This window comes from Flavobacterium sp. (assembly GCF_030146175.1).
GTDB lineage: Bacteria > Bacteroidota > Bacteroidia > Flavobacteriales > Flavobacteriaceae > Flavobacterium.
Genome location: NZ_JASLCE010000101.1, coordinates 22896 through 38514, shown reverse-complemented (window position 1 = coordinate 38514; position 15619 = coordinate 22896). Strand labels below are relative to the sequence as shown.

Annotated in this window: 13 protein-coding genes; 7 read left to right on the top strand and 6 right to left on the bottom strand. The window is 39.1% G+C overall.

The window, feature by feature from the left end; translation table 11 throughout:
* On the top strand, positions 1 to 1295 hold a 1295-nt coding region (locus tag Q1R07_RS11620; protein ID WP_300490272.1), incomplete at its 5' end, for a T9SS type A sorting domain-containing protein.
* Between the two features lie 641 nt (positions 1296 to 1936).
* On the opposite strand, the gene yajC is transcribed toward Q1R07_RS11620, so the two are convergent.
* From yajC to Q1R07_RS11600, 4 genes are all read right to left on the bottom strand, one after another.
* Positions 1937 to 2221, bottom strand: coding sequence for a preprotein translocase subunit YajC (gene yajC, locus Q1R07_RS11615; RefSeq protein ID WP_300490269.1), 285 nt, complete (start codon positions 2219 to 2221; stop codon positions 1937 to 1939).
* 8 nt (positions 2222 to 2229) lie between these two features.
* Complete coding sequence (locus Q1R07_RS11610) at positions 2230 to 2688, bottom strand: DUF1573 domain-containing protein (RefSeq protein WP_300490266.1); 459 nt, start codon at positions 2686 to 2688, stop codon at positions 2230 to 2232.
* Positions 2689 to 2707: 19 nt separating this feature from the next.
* Positions 2708 to 3655 carry a transcription antitermination factor NusB gene (gene nusB / locus Q1R07_RS11605; RefSeq protein WP_300490263.1) on the bottom strand — a complete coding sequence of 316 codons (948 nt, stop codon included), beginning with the start codon at positions 3653 to 3655 and terminating at the stop codon, positions 2708 to 2710.
* An 87-nt stretch (positions 3656 to 3742) separates the two neighbouring features.
* The gene (locus tag Q1R07_RS11600; RefSeq protein WP_136401193.1) at positions 3743 to 4846 is read right to left on the bottom strand and encodes a Glu/Leu/Phe/Val dehydrogenase dimerization domain-containing protein; all 1104 of its coding nucleotides are present in this window, start codon (positions 4844 to 4846) and stop codon (positions 3743 to 3745) included.
* A gap of 198 nt (positions 4847 to 5044) precedes the next feature.
* Here Q1R07_RS11600 and Q1R07_RS11595 point away from each other — a divergent pair, with 198 nt between their 5' ends.
* The 4 genes from Q1R07_RS11595 to Q1R07_RS11580 all read left to right on the top strand — a co-directional run bounded on the left by Q1R07_RS11595 (position 5045) and on the right by Q1R07_RS11580 (position 9432).
* Positions 5045 to 6793: an ABC transporter ATP-binding protein gene (locus Q1R07_RS11595; protein WP_300490259.1), complete on the top strand. Its 1749-nt coding sequence runs from the start codon at positions 5045 to 5047 to the stop codon at positions 6791 to 6793.
* A 72-nt stretch (positions 6794 to 6865) separates the two neighbouring features.
* The gene (locus tag Q1R07_RS11590) at positions 6866 to 7243 is read left to right on the top strand and encodes a PUR family DNA/RNA-binding protein (RefSeq protein ID WP_300490256.1); all 378 of its coding nucleotides are present in this window, start codon (positions 6866 to 6868) and stop codon (positions 7241 to 7243) included.
* 131 nt (positions 7244 to 7374) lie between these two features.
* Positions 7375 to 8064 (top strand): response regulator transcription factor, encoded by a 690-nt coding sequence (locus tag Q1R07_RS11585; protein WP_300490254.1) that lies wholly within the window; start codon positions 7375 to 7377, stop codon positions 8062 to 8064.
* Positions 8065 to 9432, top strand: a complete 1368-nt coding sequence (locus Q1R07_RS11580; protein WP_300490251.1) for a HAMP domain-containing sensor histidine kinase — start codon at positions 8065 to 8067, stop codon at positions 9430 to 9432. It abuts the gene before it with no gap.
* 345 nt (positions 9433 to 9777) lie between these two features.
* Here the strand turns inward: Q1R07_RS11580 and Q1R07_RS11575 are convergent, their stop codons facing one another.
* On the bottom strand, positions 9778 to 10770 hold the full coding sequence (locus Q1R07_RS11575) for an AraC family transcriptional regulator (RefSeq protein WP_300490248.1): 993 nt from the start codon (positions 10768 to 10770) through the stop codon (positions 9778 to 9780).
* Between the two features lie 129 nt (positions 10771 to 10899).
* On the opposite strand from Q1R07_RS11575, the gene Q1R07_RS11570 reads away from it, so the two are divergent.
* Positions 10900 to 11727, top strand: a complete 828-nt coding sequence (locus Q1R07_RS11570; RefSeq protein ID WP_300490246.1) for a siderophore-interacting protein — start codon at positions 10900 to 10902, stop codon at positions 11725 to 11727.
* Positions 11728 to 11749: 22 nt separating this feature from the next.
* Positions 11750 to 12502, top strand: coding sequence for an ATP-binding cassette domain-containing protein (locus Q1R07_RS11565; protein WP_300490243.1), 753 nt, complete (start codon positions 11750 to 11752; stop codon positions 12500 to 12502).
* 85 nt (positions 12503 to 12587) lie between these two features.
* Here Q1R07_RS11565 and Q1R07_RS11560 read toward each other — a convergent pair whose 3' ends face one another.
* Positions 12588 to 15617 (bottom strand): PAS domain-containing hybrid sensor histidine kinase/response regulator, encoded by a 3030-nt coding sequence (locus Q1R07_RS11560; RefSeq protein WP_300490240.1) that lies wholly within the window; start codon positions 15615 to 15617, stop codon positions 12588 to 12590.
* Positions 15618 to 15619: the final 2 nt, after the last annotated feature.

The window sequence follows — 15619 nt, the reverse complement described above, 5'->3', positions numbered from 1 at the left end:
ACGTTTCTTGTAACGGTGGTACTAACGCTTCGGCTACTGTTGCCGTAACTGGTGGAACTGGTGCTTATACGTATTCATGGGCTCCAACTGGTGGTACTGCTGCAACTGCAACAGGATTAGCAGCAGGAACTTATACAGTTACTGTTACCGATGCTAATGCATGTACTACAACGCAATCATTCACTATTACACAACCAGTTGCTTTAGTGGCTACATCTGCGTCGCATACAAACGTTACTTGTAACGGTGGTAATGACGGTTCTGCTTCAGTTGGTGTAACAGGTGGTACAGGTGCTTATACTTATTCATGGGCTCCTTCAGGAGGTACTGCTGCTACCGCTACCGGTCTAGCTGCAGGTACTTATACTGTTACGGTTACCGATGCTAACGGATGTACAGCAACTCAGTCATTTACAATCAACCAACCAGCTGCTACTACTATCACGGCACAACCGGGTAATAGTACGATCACTGCTGGTGGAACAGCTACGTTTACAGTAACTGCTACAAATGCAGCTTCTATCCAGTGGCAAATGAGTACTAATGGTACAACTTGGAATAATATCAATAATGGTGGTACTAACCCAGTAGTTTCTGGTGCAACTACCAATACATTGACATTAACAAACGTTCCGGCATCTTACAACGGACACCAGTTCCGAGCAGTTGCTGCTAGTGGTACTTGTGCCCCTGTAAATTCAAACGCAGGAACATTAACAGTAAACAACTTGGTTATCCTTGCTGTTAATGATGACTTCTCTGCTACCCCAGTTGTAAATGCAACGGGTGGTGTTGCCGGAGATGTTACCGCGAATGACCTTTTAGGTGGTGTACCGGTTAACGACAATGACATTACGATTACTTTAGTTAACAACGGTGGTTTAACCGGAGTGACTATCGGTGCTAACGGAAATGTAAACGTACCGGCGCTTTCTGCTCAGGGAACATATACATTAACGTATTCAATCTGTGAGGTTGCCAACAGTACAAACTGTAGTACAGCTACTGCAATTGTAGTCGTTGCTCCTCCAATGGGTATCGCTGATTTCAACTCGGCTTCTGTGAGTATCTTCCCTAACCCGGCAGTTACAACAGTAACCATTAAAATGATGAATAACTACTCTAATGCAAGTGTGACTGTGTTCGATATGAACGGACGTCAGGTGATTCGCCAAAACTTACATAATGAGGAAAGCAGCATCAATGTTGATCAACTTGAAGCAGGAGTTTATATCTTTAACATCGTAACCGATCAAGGTAAAACGACGAAGAGAGTAATCAAAACGAATAAATAATCCTGATTCGATTTTATAAAAGAACATCCGCCATTAGGCGGATGTTTTTGTTTTTGGAGGTTGTATGCGCTATTTATAAACGCAAATAAACTTACTTCTCAAACCTGACAGGTTTCTATTCACAACACGAATAAACCTGTCAGGTTTTACTATAAATAAAAATCTCTCTTATATTCCAAACCTTATAAAATGATCACTAAAACCTGATAAGCTTCCATTCGCAATACAAATAAAACCTGCTCCTCAAACCTGACAGGTTTCGATACACAACACTTATAAACCTGTTAGGTTTTGCCATAAATAAAAATCTTTCCTCATATAACAAACCTTATAAAATGATCACTCAAATCTGATAAGGTTCCATTCGCAACACAAATAAACCTGCTTCCTCAAACCTGACAGGTTTCTATTCACAACACGAATAAACCTGTTAGGTTTTGCTATAAATAAAAATCTATCTTATATTGCAAACCTTATAAAATGATCTCTCAAATCTGATAAGGTTCCATTCGCAATACAAATAAACCTGCTTCCTCAAACCTGACAGGTTTCTATTCATAACGCTTATAAACCTGTCAGGTTTTACTAAATAAAAAAGGCAACTCGATGAGTTGCCTTTTTGTTTTTTATTTTAAAAAGAATTATTTCGCAGCGTTTACTTTCTGACTTAATTCCATTGAAATAGCTGAACGCTCGTATTTGATTTTTCCAGCCATAGTTTCCACTACAATTGAATCATCATATAATTCAGCGATTTTTCCGTGCATACCCGATTTGGTAACGATCTTATCGCCTACTTTAATATTACCTTCAAATTCTTTCTCTTTTTTCTGACGGGTTTGTTGCGGGCGAATCATTAAAAAATACACCACAACAAACATTAATATAATGGGTAAAAAACTTCCGAATTGTCCTAATTGTTCCATATTATAAATTATTTTGCTTTTGGAGTTACATCAGCCTTAATGGTTACTACTTCACTACCTTTAGCTGTATTTGTAGTTAAGGTTACTGTTTTTTGTTGTTGTCCTGGTTTTCCGGATGAATCGAACGTTACTTTCATTGGAGCCGAAGTTCCCGGTTTGATCGGTTCTTTTGGCCAATCCGGTACCGTACAACCACAACTTCCTTGTGCGTTAACGATGATCAAATCAGCTTCTCCTTCATTACTAATTGTAAAAACGGTTTCTGCTTTATCCCCTTCATTAATAGTTCCGAAGTTGTGTTCTTCTTCGTTGAATTTAATTACCGGTAATTTTCCAGATGCTTCATTGTTTTTCGCAGCTGCGGCTACACTGGCATCATCAATTTTTTCGGATGCATTTTCTTTTTTACAAGAAGTTGTTAGCACTAAAGTTGCAATGGCTAACATTCCAAGAGTTTTGTTAATCATATTCGATTTTTTTACAATTTTACATTAAACCTCTTCCGGTTTTTATCAGTCTGTTGTCTTTTTGATAATCCTTTACCAGATTATCTAAAATTCCGTTGATAAAAATACTACTTTTTGGAGTAGAATACTCTTTTGCAATTTCTAAATATTCGTTAATTGTAACTTTTACCGGAATCGATGGGAACTTAAGAAACTCACAAATAGCCATTTTCAGGATAATCGCATCGATTTCCGCAATACGTTCCGCATCCCAGTTTGGCGTTTTATCTATAAATTCTTTTGTTAATTCCGGATTGTTCAGAACGGTTTTACGGAACAGGTTACGTACAAATTCCTTATCATCGGCATCTTTGTATAATTTTGAAACGTAAAATGAATCCGGATCACTGCTGTTCTTAATTTGTTTCAACTGTTTTTGGATCGCTGTATTCACCAATGGAATATCGTCAATCCAGGTTAGTTTGTGATCTTCCAGATAATCGTATAACTTTTCGTTAGGTGCGATAATCTCGGTAAAAATATCTACCACAAACTGCTGGTCTTCTTCAAACGTATTTACATTGTTGCGCATATACGTGTCGTACAACTTACTCTTCTTGATCGCATCCAAAAGGATCAGAATATAGTCGTCATTATTTTTCCAGTTATTGATCTTACGATCTTCCAATGCAATACTCAGGGAATTATTCTCCGAAAGAATATCCAGTACCGCATTATTGATAAATTTTTTATTCGGATTGCGTTCTTCTTGAGTCGCCAGGTGTTTTTTACTCGATTTATCAATAAAATCTTCTTCTGCTTTTTTGATTTCCACCAAAGAAGAGAGCATAATTAAATATAAATCCTGAATATTTTCGATACTATGAAATAGGAATTTCTCTTCCTTTTCAAGATTATCGGAACCGTTTTGATGCATTGCATAAATGGATTGCATCACCTTTACACGAATATGTCTTCTGTTTAACATCCTGCTGATAAGAACTTTTAAAAATTAAAGAAGCGAAAGAACAATCTTTCGCTTCGCAAAATTAAAAAATATATTGTTGGAAAACTACTACTTCGCGTTTTCTTTTTTACGGGCATCGATACGCTCCTGTGCCATTCGCATAGCAGCCTGATGTGTTGTAATGCTATTTTCTTTGGCGTAGTTAAAAATATCCAATGTTGTATTGAAGATATTTTCGGTTCTGCGCATTGCTTCTTCTTTACCGTATCCGGCAATTTCACCATATACATTGATGATTCCACCAGCGTTAATCAAGAAATCCGGAGCATATAAAATGCCTCTTTCCTGAAGTCTTGCACCGTGGATATTTTCAACTGCTAACTGGTTATTCGCTGCACCGGCAATAACTTTTGCTTTGATTTTTTCAATAGTGTCATCGTTAATCGTAGCTCCTAATGCACATGGTGCATAAATATCTACGTCTGCACTATATAAATCGCCACCGTTAAAAACCTGAGCACCGTATTTAGCACCTACTTCCTGTAGACGCGCTTCGTTGATATCTGTAATTTGTACTAAAGCACCTTCTTTACTGATCAGTTCTACTAGCGTTTCTCCAACGTGACCGATACCTTGTACTAAAATTCTTTTTCCTTCCAGGTTATCCGTTCCAAACTGATATTTTGCAGCCGCTTTCATACCCATATAAACACCGTAAGCTGTTACTGGCGAAGGATTTCCGGAACCACCTCTTGATTCTGAAATTCCGGTTACATAAGGCGTCACGTCACGGATAAGATCCATATCAGCTGTTGTTGATCCTACATCTTCCGCAGTAATGTATTTTCCGCTTAAGGAATTCACAAACTGACCGAATTTTGTGATCATTTCCGGAGTTTTATCCACTTTGGAATCTCCGATGATAACCGCTTTACCACCTCCAAGATTTAACCCGGAAATAGCTGATTTAAAAGTCATACCGCGGGAAAGACGTAAAACATCGTTTAAAGCTTCCCACTCATTTGTATATTTCCACATTCTGGTTCCTCCTAAAGCAGGTCCTAAAACTGTGTTATGAACACCAATTATTGCTTTTAAACCAGTATCTTTGTCGTGACAAAATACGATTTGCTCATGATTATCAAATGAAACCTGCCCAAAAACCGGGTCGATTTTATGAAGCTCATTAGCACTTGTAACTTCTGTTATCATGTTTTTTTTATTTTGAGGTTGAAATTTATTCAAAAATAGACTGCTAAATTACACTTATATTCAGAATAATTCAACACAAATCGTTTTTTTTAATTATTCAATAATAATTATTTTCAAAAACAACTTTGTAAATCATTATCAAAAACAACTCCATTTTAACAGAATACAAAACAATAAAACAACCTACAGGATTAAAAAATGAAAGAACTTCAATATTTAAACAAATACTTCATCAAATATAAATACCGATTTTTAATCGGTGTTATTATCACAATCGTAGCGCAATTCTTCACCTTATACACGCCAAAACTGGTTGGAGATTCGATCAAGGCACTGGAAAACAGCAAACTCGATCCCAATGCGGTACGACAACTCTTAATGGAAAACATCATTCTCGTTATCGTTACCACATTAATCGCCGGTTTCCTTACTTTTTTGATGCGTCAAACCTTAATTGTAATGTCGCGTCATATCGAATTTGATCTTAAAAACGAAGTATTCCGACAATACGAAAATCTATCGCAGAATTTCTACAAAAAAAACAGAACCGGCGACCTGATGAACCGTATCAGCGAAGACGTTGGTAAAGTCCGCCAATATGTTGGGCCGGCCGTAATGTATTCCATCAATACCTTTATACGTTTTGCAGTAGTAACGGTACAGATGTATATTATTTCACCGGAGCTTACCCTCTATTCGCTGCTGCCTTTACCGTTTCTGGCGTATAGCATTTTTAAAATCAGCTCCGAAATCAACAAGCGAAGTACCACCTACCAACAAAACCTTTCCAAACTGTCTACATTTACACAGGAAATGTTTTCCGGTATCCGCGTGATAAAAGCCTATTCCATCGAAAACGAAAAACAGGACGACTTTACAGCCTTGTCACAAGAAAGTAAAGACAAAAACATGCGCCTGGCCAAAGCCAATGCCTTGTTTGGTCCGTTAATGATCCTATTAATCGGAGCCAGTAACCTTGTTGTCGTATATGTTGGCGGAATGATGTATATTAACGGTAGTATTCCGGATATCGGTGTAATCGCACAATTTATCCTTTATATCAATATGCTAACATGGCCGGTAGCGTCGTTGGGATGGGTATCATCAATGGTTCAGGAAGCCGAAGCCTCACAAAAACGAATCAACGAATTCCTTAAGATCAAACCGGAAATCCAGAATACAGTACCGGAACACACTCCTGTTAATGGTGAAATCACTTTTGAAAATGTGACCTTCACCTACGAAGATACAACGATTACCGCTCTTAAGAATGTAAACCTTCAGATCAAAAAAGGTCAAACTTTAGCCATATTAGGAAAAACCGGTTCCGGAAAATCCACATTACTTTCCTTGATCAGTCGTTTATACGATGTCAATGAAGGTGCTGTAAAAATTGACGGTCACGATATTCGGGAGTTAAATCTGTTCGATGTGCGAAACCATATCGGTTTTGTTCCACAGGATGCTTTCCTGTTTTCGGATACGATAAAAAATAATATTAAATTTGGAAATGAAGCTGCAACCGATGAGGAAGTAATCGATGCGGCTAAAAAAGCAGTGGTTCATAAAAATATCATCAAATTTAAAAACCAATATGAAACGGTTTTAGGCGAAAGAGGGATCACTTTATCGGGTGGACAGAAGCAACGGGTATCGATTGCGAGGGCTCTTATCAAAAACGCTCCTATCCTACTTTTGGACGATTGCTTGTCGGCAGTGGATACGGAGACGGAAGAGGCAATTTTAAGCAATTTAATGGTTTTTTGTAAAGATAAAACTACAATAATCGTTAGTCATCGGGTGTCTTCCGCTAAAAATGCCGACCAGATCATCATTCTGGACAACGGAAAAATAATTCAGCAAGGAACTCATAATCAATTGGTAAACCAGGACGGTTACTATAAAGATTTGTACTTTAAGCAACTTTCGGAAAAAGAATTACAATAAATGTTGGTTTTTTTGGTTTTTTTTTAGATTTTTGAGTTCTACTTAACACCATAAATTATTGACTGAAGGATTATGAGAGAAAATGAAATGTTAGAAAAAGAAGAAATTTTTTCTAAAGTTTTACGCGCAGGAAGAAGGACGTATTTCTTCGATGTGAGAGCGACAAAGGCTGATGATTATTACATTACGATTACCGAAAGTAAAAAATTCACCGAAGATGATGGCTCATTCCATTTCAAGAAACACAAAATTTATTTATACAAAGAGGATTTTGCCGCTTTTAAAGACATCTTAAACGAAATGACTTCGTATGTTTTAAATCATAAGGGAGAAGAAGTAATTTCAGAAAGACATCAGAAAGACTTTAAAAAAGAGTATTTTTCTGAAAAAACAGAAGATGTAACATCATCTTCCGGAAGTTTCACTGATATTGACTTTGACGACATTTAATATTGAATAAAACAGTACATTACCAAGCCTGAAAAAATACCATTTTCAGGCTTTTCTTTTTGTAACACCATCGTTTTCTATCGCTATAAAAGTTTACTTTTGCTATAGTCAACCAGTAAGTCCAGACGAATATGCCGAAAATTTTAATTGTTGAAGACGATACCCGGGTAGCCGAATTACTCAAAAGAGGATTGGATGAAGAAGGTTTTGATACCCAACTGGCCTACGATGGCGAGATGGGGAAAAAGCTCTCCCTGTACAATACCTACGATCTGGTAATTACCGATATTATTTTACCCAAAATAAGCGGAATCGATTTGTGTCTTTCGATACGCAAAAACAATCCCGGTCTTCCGATTATCATGCTTACGGCTTTGGGTACAACCGACGATAAAGTGGACGGATTTGACGCCGGTGCCGACGATTATCTGGTAAAACCGTTTGACTTCCGGGAATTACTCGTCCGTATCCGGGCGCTGCTCAAACGAAGTAGTTCGGCGACCAATTATACCGATAAATTCACCTATCAGGATCTGGAACTCAATTACAACACCAAAACCATTCGACGTGCCGGAAAAGAGATCAGTCTGACGCCAAAGGAATTCAAACTCCTGGAATACATGATGCAGAATGCCGAACGGGTGCTGAGTCGTACCGAAATCGCCGAAAAAGTATGGAACACCCATTTTGACACCGGCACGAACTTTATTGACGTATATATCAATTACCTTCGAAAAAAAATAGACAAGGATTTCGACAACAAACTAATCCATACCAAATCCGGAATGGGTTTTATTTTAAAACTGGAAAGCGATACGTAGATGACCATACAAAACCGACTAAGTTTATTGTTCACTTTTCTAACGGCATCCATATTGTTGGTTTTTGCAGTGATTATCTATGCCACCAGCGAAAAAAACAGGGAAAATACGTTTTACCGAACGCTTCATAAAGAAGCGCTCACCAAAGCCAATCTGTTTTTTAAAGCCAAAATCGATACCAAAACCCTACAGGCTATTTATACCAATAACCGTTCGATCATCAATGAAGTCGAAGTGGCTATCTATGATGATCATTATAATCTTTTATACCATGATGATGTAGACATCGACGTCGTAAAAGAGAACACCAAAATGCTGAATTCGGTTTTAAAGAAAAAAGAAATCCGTTTTTACCTCGACAAATGGCAGGCCGTTGGAATGCGGTACGAACATGAAGGGAAAAACTATATCATTATGGCCGCTGCCTACGATCAGAACGGGTATCATAAAACCTATATTGCCAAAAGGAACATCCTGATCGTATTTTTGTCGTCCATTATTTTTATTTATATTATGGGACGCATTTTTTCGCGTAAAGCCTTGTCGCCTATGACAAATATTGTTGCCAATGTAAAGGAAATATCGGCTACCAATCTCGATTTACGGGTACAACTTCCCAAAAACAAAGACGAAATTGCCGAACTGGCCACTACGTTTAACCAAATGCTCGACCGACTGGAGAAATCATTTGATGCTCAAAAAGATTTTGTTTCGAATATTTCCCACGAATTGCGAACGCCTTTAACGGCTATGCTAACCGAACTGCAATTATCGGCCGGAAACCTGCGTACCAACGAAGAATACCGGAAATCGATCGACAATGCGATTAATGACGCTCAAAAGCTAGTTCGTTTGTCTAATAGTTTACTGGATTTGGCCAAAGCCAATTACGATCAGACCGAAATTGTCCAAAAAGAAATCCGACTTGACGAAGTGTTATTGGATGCCCGAAACGATGTGCTGCATAACCAACCCGAATTTAAAGTCAACCTCATCTTTGAAAAGGAAATTGAAGACGATGATTTTATTTCGGTAAAAGGAAATGAATATTTGTTAAAAGTAGCTTTTATGAACCTTATCGAAAACGGCTGTAAGTTTTCGAAAACAAAAGAAAGCACGATAGCGATCACCTACTTTAAAGACAAAACGATTATTCGTTTTCAGGATAACGGAATCGGAATTGCCCCGAACGACCTGCCGAATATTTTCACTCCTTTTTTTAGAGGCGATAACAAAGGATTTGCCAACGGAAACGGAATTGGCCTGTCACTCACTCAGAAGATCATAACGCTCCACAACGGTACGATCTCGGTCGTCTCCGAACCCAACGAAGGAAGTACCTTTACAGTAGAATTACCGCATGTATAAACATTTATTAGCAACACACATAATCCGGTACAACCATTCAAAATTTGAAATTCAACATTTAAAATAATCCAAACGTCTTTACTCTAGTCTCTCCAATTTAAAACAGCCCAAAGTGTTATCCGGTACAGCACATTCAAAATTTAAAATTCAACATTCAAAATAACACAAACTTCTTTTCTCTAGTCTCTCCAATTTAAAACAGCCCAAAGTGTTATCCGGCACAACCATTCAAAATTTAAAATCTAACATTCAAAATAATCCAAACGTATCCGGTACAGCACATTCAAAATTTAAAATCCAACATTCAAAATAACACAAACTTCTTTTCTCTTTTTTCTTGTCTCTTTACTCTAAAACAAGTTTCCCCGGCGTGATTCCAAATTTTTTCCTGAAAGCGGTTATAAAGTGTTGTACATACTCGTAGCCACAATAATCCGCCACCTCAGCAATAGTACGTTTCTGATCCAGTAAAAGGTGTTTTGCTTTTTGCATACGCAACTCGTGCAGATATCCGAAAACCGTCGTATTAAAAACCTCTTTAAACCCTTTTTTCAACTTAAAATCGTTTAAGCCCACTTCGTGCGCCAATTCGACCAACGTATACGGATTACTGATATTCTGTTCCAGTAACGTCCTCGCGTAATGTATTTTTTCGATATCCTGCGCTTTCATCGACTGCTTTTTTTCGGACGATTGCTGTTCCAGCTGTGCTACCTGTAGCATAAACAACTCGATTGCCTTCGACTCGATAAACAACCTTTTGAGCAAACCGGAATGCTTACTGTTGATGATCTCCGAAATGATACGGTTCATTTGTGGTGTAATACTCATATTCTGCTTACTCACCATCGTCATGGCGCCTTTTTCTATAGCCGAGAAAAAAGCCTCCATACCCGGATTTCCGATACTCGCAAAACGCTTAAAATAATCTTCCGTAAAATGAACCTCAAAAAACTCGTTGGTTTCATTTTGCTTTTTAAAATTAAAGAACCCTTCGAAATCTTTGGCGTACATCAGATTGTGTTCCTGCGGTTTAAAATGGAATAACTCACGGGAATGTTTTGTTGTAGCCATACTGTTTCCGGTAAGTGCAAAATGCATTTCCACGACCGAATAATTACTCTCCACCTTTAACGAAAGATCTTCTTTAACACGCGTATGTCCTTTGGTTATATGAATACCTTCAAACCACAAATCCAGGATATCGGAAGAACCGAATTTCGGATGTTCGATCGAAATACGCTTCTCATTATACGCTTCTTCACTTTTAAAATTCTGAGGTAATTCCCGTTCCAACAATATATCGTTCAGATCGGTATTGGTAATCGTCATTTTCATAAATAATCCGTTTTGAGTAATTGATAATCCGTTTTGAGTACACCTTAAAAACAGATAAAACAGAACTTTGTCAAAGATATAATTTATTTAGAAACAATCTAAATAATAAATTAAATAACCGCGAGACGTATGGCAAAGAAAGAAAATAAAGCGCAACACATTATTAATGCTACGTTAAAAGTAAAGCACAAAACCTATATAACACCCCATTATCTGAGAATTACATTAACCGGCGTGGATGTCCCAAGATTTGCTGCCGCGACTGTTGGAGAAAACAATAAAATTTTTATCCCGCCGGCTGGTGTAACGGAAATTCATTTTCCAACCTTCGAAAACGGTAAATGGCTACCGTTACCGCCTGAAGTTAGTCCGGCTGTGCGCACCTATACACATCGGGGTATCGATTTGGAAAAAAACGAGATGTATATCGATTTTGTAGCGCATGGCGATAACGGACCGGCATCGGCCTGGGCGATGCATGCCAAAGAAGGCGATCCGCTGGGAATAGCCATGTACGGTTTAAAAACGGAACTCTATCCGGAAGCCGACTGGTATTTACTGGCCGGTGACGCCACCGCAATTCCGGTAATCAGTGCTATCCTGGAAGACCTTCCGGAAAACACCCAAGGCGTAGCCCATATTCTGGTTGAAAGTCCACAGGAAATCCAACCGATTCAAACCCGTTCGAAAGTGGTTCTGAACTGGCATTTTTACGGTGAAAATTTGCAAAATACCATACTCGAAGACCGTATTCGGGAAATAGCGTTGCCCGAAGCCACTACGCGTCGTTTTGGTTATGTTGCTGCCGAATTTTCGGCCGTTAAAGCCATACGGAATTACCTCCGCAAAGAACTAAACTGGACAAAAGAAGAATTATATGCCTATTCCTATTGGAAATTCGGAACGAGCGAAGAGCAATCGGCTACAGAACGCCGTGCAGAACACCAATCCGTATAGGAATTTACCCTAACACGCAATCATGAAACTATTTAAAACAGCCACTACCACTATTACGCGATTTGATATCCGATTTGAGAACGTCTCCTTTGGTTATATCAAAGATCATAACATTGTAAACCGTGTGTCTTTTTACGTAAAAGACCAAAATACTGTGGCATTGGTAGGTGCTACCGGTTCGGGTAAAACCACTCTTACCGGTTTAATTTCCCGAATGTGGGATCCCAAAAAAGGACGTATTAAAATTGGAGGTGTTCCTATTTCCCGTATGCCACAACAACAGTTAGCGAACTATGTTACGCTTATTTCGGCTACCACTCCGTTACCGGACGATACGCTGTACAACGCCATCTGGTCGGCCAATCCGAAAGCCAGTCCCGAACAGGTATTCGAAGTACTCGAAAACGCGCGTGTTATTGATTTCGCCTGGGAATTACCCGATGGTATGCATACGCAATTACGACATCCGGAATGCCATCTTTCCGAGCCGGAAAAACTGCGTATCCAGATCGCACGGGCTATGCTGAAAAATACGCCTATTCTGCTTTTGGACGAAACCGTCGCTACTTCCGGAGCAATGGATATGCTATACCTTCAAAAAGCCAAACAGGAGCTAATAAAAGACAAAACCGTTATTATTATTACCCGGAATCCGGAAACGATCAAAAATGCCGATCAGGTGTTTGTGCTTCATGACGGGAAACTCGAGGAGCATTCGAATGCTGTTTTTTATTATAACCACACCCATCAGTGGAACCTGCAACTGGAATTTTAAAACGATCCATAACTAGCTTTTTTTGATGCAACGTTTTTAAGGGTTTCTGCGATTACCTCAACGAAACCTTTAAAAACAATATGGTTTAATCGAGTTCGTATTGTTGCAATTGTGCGACCACCGTTTCCAGTTCCTGTTTTACAAAAACATATAATGCACTAAGCGATTCGTAGTCGTTGGTTTCTTTTGCCATTTGTTCCAGTAATTTCAATTCGTCTGCTATTGAGGTTATTTTTAAACTTTCCACACTAGGTCGGATCTTGTGAACCAGTTTACCCAATTCGGCAAATTCCTGCTTTTCCATCGCTTTTTCCCCACATTCGATCAGTTCGGCAACCTGCGCTCTAAAAACGTTTACAACTTCCCGGATAAAATCGCTACTGTTACCGGACAATTCCCGTAGCATGTCCAGATCGTATAACCGGCGTTCCGGCGCTTCTTTTACCGGCGTTCGATCGTGTACGGTATATTTAGCAATCAACCCGATCAATAACTCTTCGTCAAACGGCTTGGTAACATAATCATTCATTCCCGCGGCATAACAACGGTCTATTTCGGTTTTAAAAGCATTAGCCGTTAACGCAATAATTGGCGTATTCAGTTTTAATTCATTACGGATTGCCAGTGTCGCTTCGATTCCATTCATTTCCGGCATCTGAATATCCATCAGGATAATATCGAATTTTCGCTGTTTTAAAATTTCCAGTGCCTTTAAACCATTTTCGGCTTCTTCTACCTTACAGTTGTAATATTTGAGTGAATTCTGAGCCACCATACGATTTAGTATGTTGTCTTCCACCAATAAAACCGAAATATCCTTAAGACTTCCGGGTTCCATTTTTCGTCCGGCAGTCTGTATTTTTTCCGGATTTCCTTCTTCCAGTTTCAGGTATACGTGAAACGTTGTTCCGTTTCCTTTTTCACTTTCAATTTCAATCCGACCTTTCATCAGTTCGACCAATTCTTTGGTGATAAACATTCCCAATCCGGTACCGCCATATTTTTTGGTCGTCACAGCTTTATCTTCCTGCGAAAACTTTTTAAAGATATTTTTCATATAACCGGCATCCATCCCGATTCCGGTGTCTTGTACCGATATTCTAATTTTTTGCCATCCGGTTTCTTCTTTGACCAAAACACAGTTGATGTTAATGGCTCCGCTAGCGGTAAATTTAATAGCATTCCCCAACAGGTTAAACAATATCTGTTCGAGTCGCAACTCATCTCCTTTTAACACCTTACTCACCTCCGGAGCTACGTTTTTATTAACGGTTAGTCCTTTTTCCCGTGCTTTCGGACTTAAAACGGTAATCACGTTTCCGATCGTATTTTCCAAAACGAAATCGGTATTTTCCAACGTCATTTCACCGGCTTCAATCTTCGAAATATCCAGTACATTATTGATAATCGCCAAAAGATGCTTGGACGCAATCTCGCTGTTGTTGATATAATCCCGCTGCGTTGATGTGAGCTGTTGTTTTCCCAGTTCTCTTAGAAATCCGACAATCGCATTTAAAGGCGTCCGGATTTCGTGACTCATTTGCGCCAGAAATGCTTCCTTGGATTTGGAAGCCTGCTGTGCTTTTATCTTCTGATCTTTCAGTGCAATTTCCAAGCGTTTCTGTTCCGTAATATCGAGGTGGATTCCAATGGAACCGATCCATTGCCCGTTATCGTCATAATTTGGTCCGCCGCTAATCGCCCACCAGCGTTTTTCGCCTTTTTTATTTTTAACCGGCAACTGAAACAAATTCGAAATCCCGTTTTCCCGCAATTTCCGTTTGGTTTTAACCAGTTCCAGGTGCTCTTCAAACATAAATAAATCCGGGGCATATTTCCCAAGGATTTCATCCAGTTCGTATCCCGAAATCGACAAAAAGCCCTGGTTCGCATACAGGATATTTTCATCGCGATCCACTTCGATAAGCCCCATATTCATGTTGGCTATGATATTCCGGTATTTTTCTTCCTGTGCTTTCAGACTGTTTTCGGCTTTTTTCCGTTCGGATATATCCTGAATAAAAGCACAGAAAAACTTCTCCCCGTTGTGTTCGATTGGCAATATCGAAATCTCAATAGGAAATTCATTTCCGGCGCGGTTTAAGCCGCTCAGTTCGATGCGTTTATTTAACACCGGTCCTTCTCCGGTTTCCAGATAGCGTTTTAATCCTTCGCTGTGTTTGGCAACATAGCGTTCCGGTATAATGGTTTCGGCCAGATTCTTACCCCGAACCTCAATCTGCGACCAGCCAAACATTTTTTCCGCCTGTCGGTTCCAAAAGGTGATTTTCCCTTTACTGTCGATATTGATAATCGCATTCAGCGACGCGTTCATGATCAAACGATTGCGTGCTTCACTCTCTTCGATCAGAGAAAGGGCGTTTTCCCGTTCGGTCACATCGGTATATTTCCACAAATGTCCCATTAAAGCACCATTTACCAGAATCGGAATATGATCCCGCTCAAAAAAATGCCCGTCGGTGGTTTCCATAATTTCGTTGGTAACCATCATTTTGTTTTTAAAAACAGTTTCGAAACGTTTTTTAAACAGTACGGGATCTTTAAACAAATGGCAACGTTCGGCCATAATGGCTTTACAATCCGCTCCAATCAGGTCATCGGGCGTTTTTCCCAATGCAAAAAAGTCGCAAAACAACTGATTCGCAAATAGTATGTTTCGATTTTTATCCTCCACCATAATCCCGGACTGAAGATTCGCCAGGAGTGTTTTAAGCAACTGAATGGTATGGTTGAGGCTTTCTTCGGATGCTTTTCTTTTGTTGATCTGTTCGCTCAGATAACCGGAAATAAACAACAGATCGTTTTTTTCCTGATCGCTAATCGCAATCGGTTCTTCGTTAATTTGTTGCAAACTATCATACAAATTATCGATCGATCGTTTTTTAAGCTCGTATTCTTTTTTCAGGCTGTCGTGTACTTCGTTATATTCCCGTTCACTTTCCTGAAAAGCGTGATGCATGATATTCTTCTCTTTTTCATAACTCCGGTACGTCGCATCAATAACCGCCAGAAAATCGTTCAAATCGTTATTATGCCGAAGTGCTTTAGGCAAATACTTATTGATTTGTCGTTGTAATAGTTTATGATACGTCATAG

Excerpts from the sequence above, each read along its gene's own strand:
- Q1R07_RS11590 (WP_300490256.1), top strand. The coding sequence starts at position 6,866 with ATGAGAGAAAATGAAATGTTAGAAAAAGAAGAAATTTTTTCTAAAGTT.
- Q1R07_RS11580 (WP_300490251.1), top strand. The coding sequence starts at position 8,065 with ATGACCATACAAAACCGACTAAGTTTATTGTTCACTTTTCTAACGGCA.
- Q1R07_RS11585 (WP_300490254.1), top strand. The coding sequence starts at position 7,375 with ATGCCGAAAATTTTAATTGTTGAAGACGATACCCGGGTAGCCGAATTA.
- Q1R07_RS11595 (WP_300490259.1), top strand. The coding sequence starts at position 5,045 with ATGAAAGAACTTCAATATTTAAACAAATACTTCATCAAATATAAATAC.
- Q1R07_RS11575 (WP_300490248.1), bottom strand. The coding sequence starts at position 10,770 with ATGAAAATGACGATTACCAATACCGATCTGAACGATATATTGTTGGAA.
- Q1R07_RS11560 (WP_300490240.1), bottom strand. The coding sequence starts at position 15,617 with ATGACGTATCATAAACTATTACAACGACAAATCAATAAGTATTTGCCT.
- nusB (WP_300490263.1), bottom strand. The coding sequence starts at position 3,655 with ATGTTAAACAGAAGACATATTCGTGTAAAGGTGATGCAATCCATTTAT.
- Q1R07_RS11600 (WP_136401193.1), bottom strand. The coding sequence starts at position 4,846 with ATGATAACAGAAGTTACAAGTGCTAATGAGCTTCATAAAATCGACCCG.
- yajC (WP_300490269.1), bottom strand. The coding sequence starts at position 2,221 with ATGGAACAATTAGGACAATTCGGAAGTTTTTTACCCATTATATTAATG.
- Q1R07_RS11570 (WP_300490246.1), top strand. The coding sequence starts at position 10,900 with ATGGCAAAGAAAGAAAATAAAGCGCAACACATTATTAATGCTACGTTA.
- Q1R07_RS11565 (WP_300490243.1), top strand. The coding sequence starts at position 11,750 with ATGAAACTATTTAAAACAGCCACTACCACTATTACGCGATTTGATATC.
- Q1R07_RS11610 (WP_300490266.1), bottom strand. The coding sequence starts at position 2,688 with ATGATTAACAAAACTCTTGGAATGTTAGCCATTGCAACTTTAGTGCTA.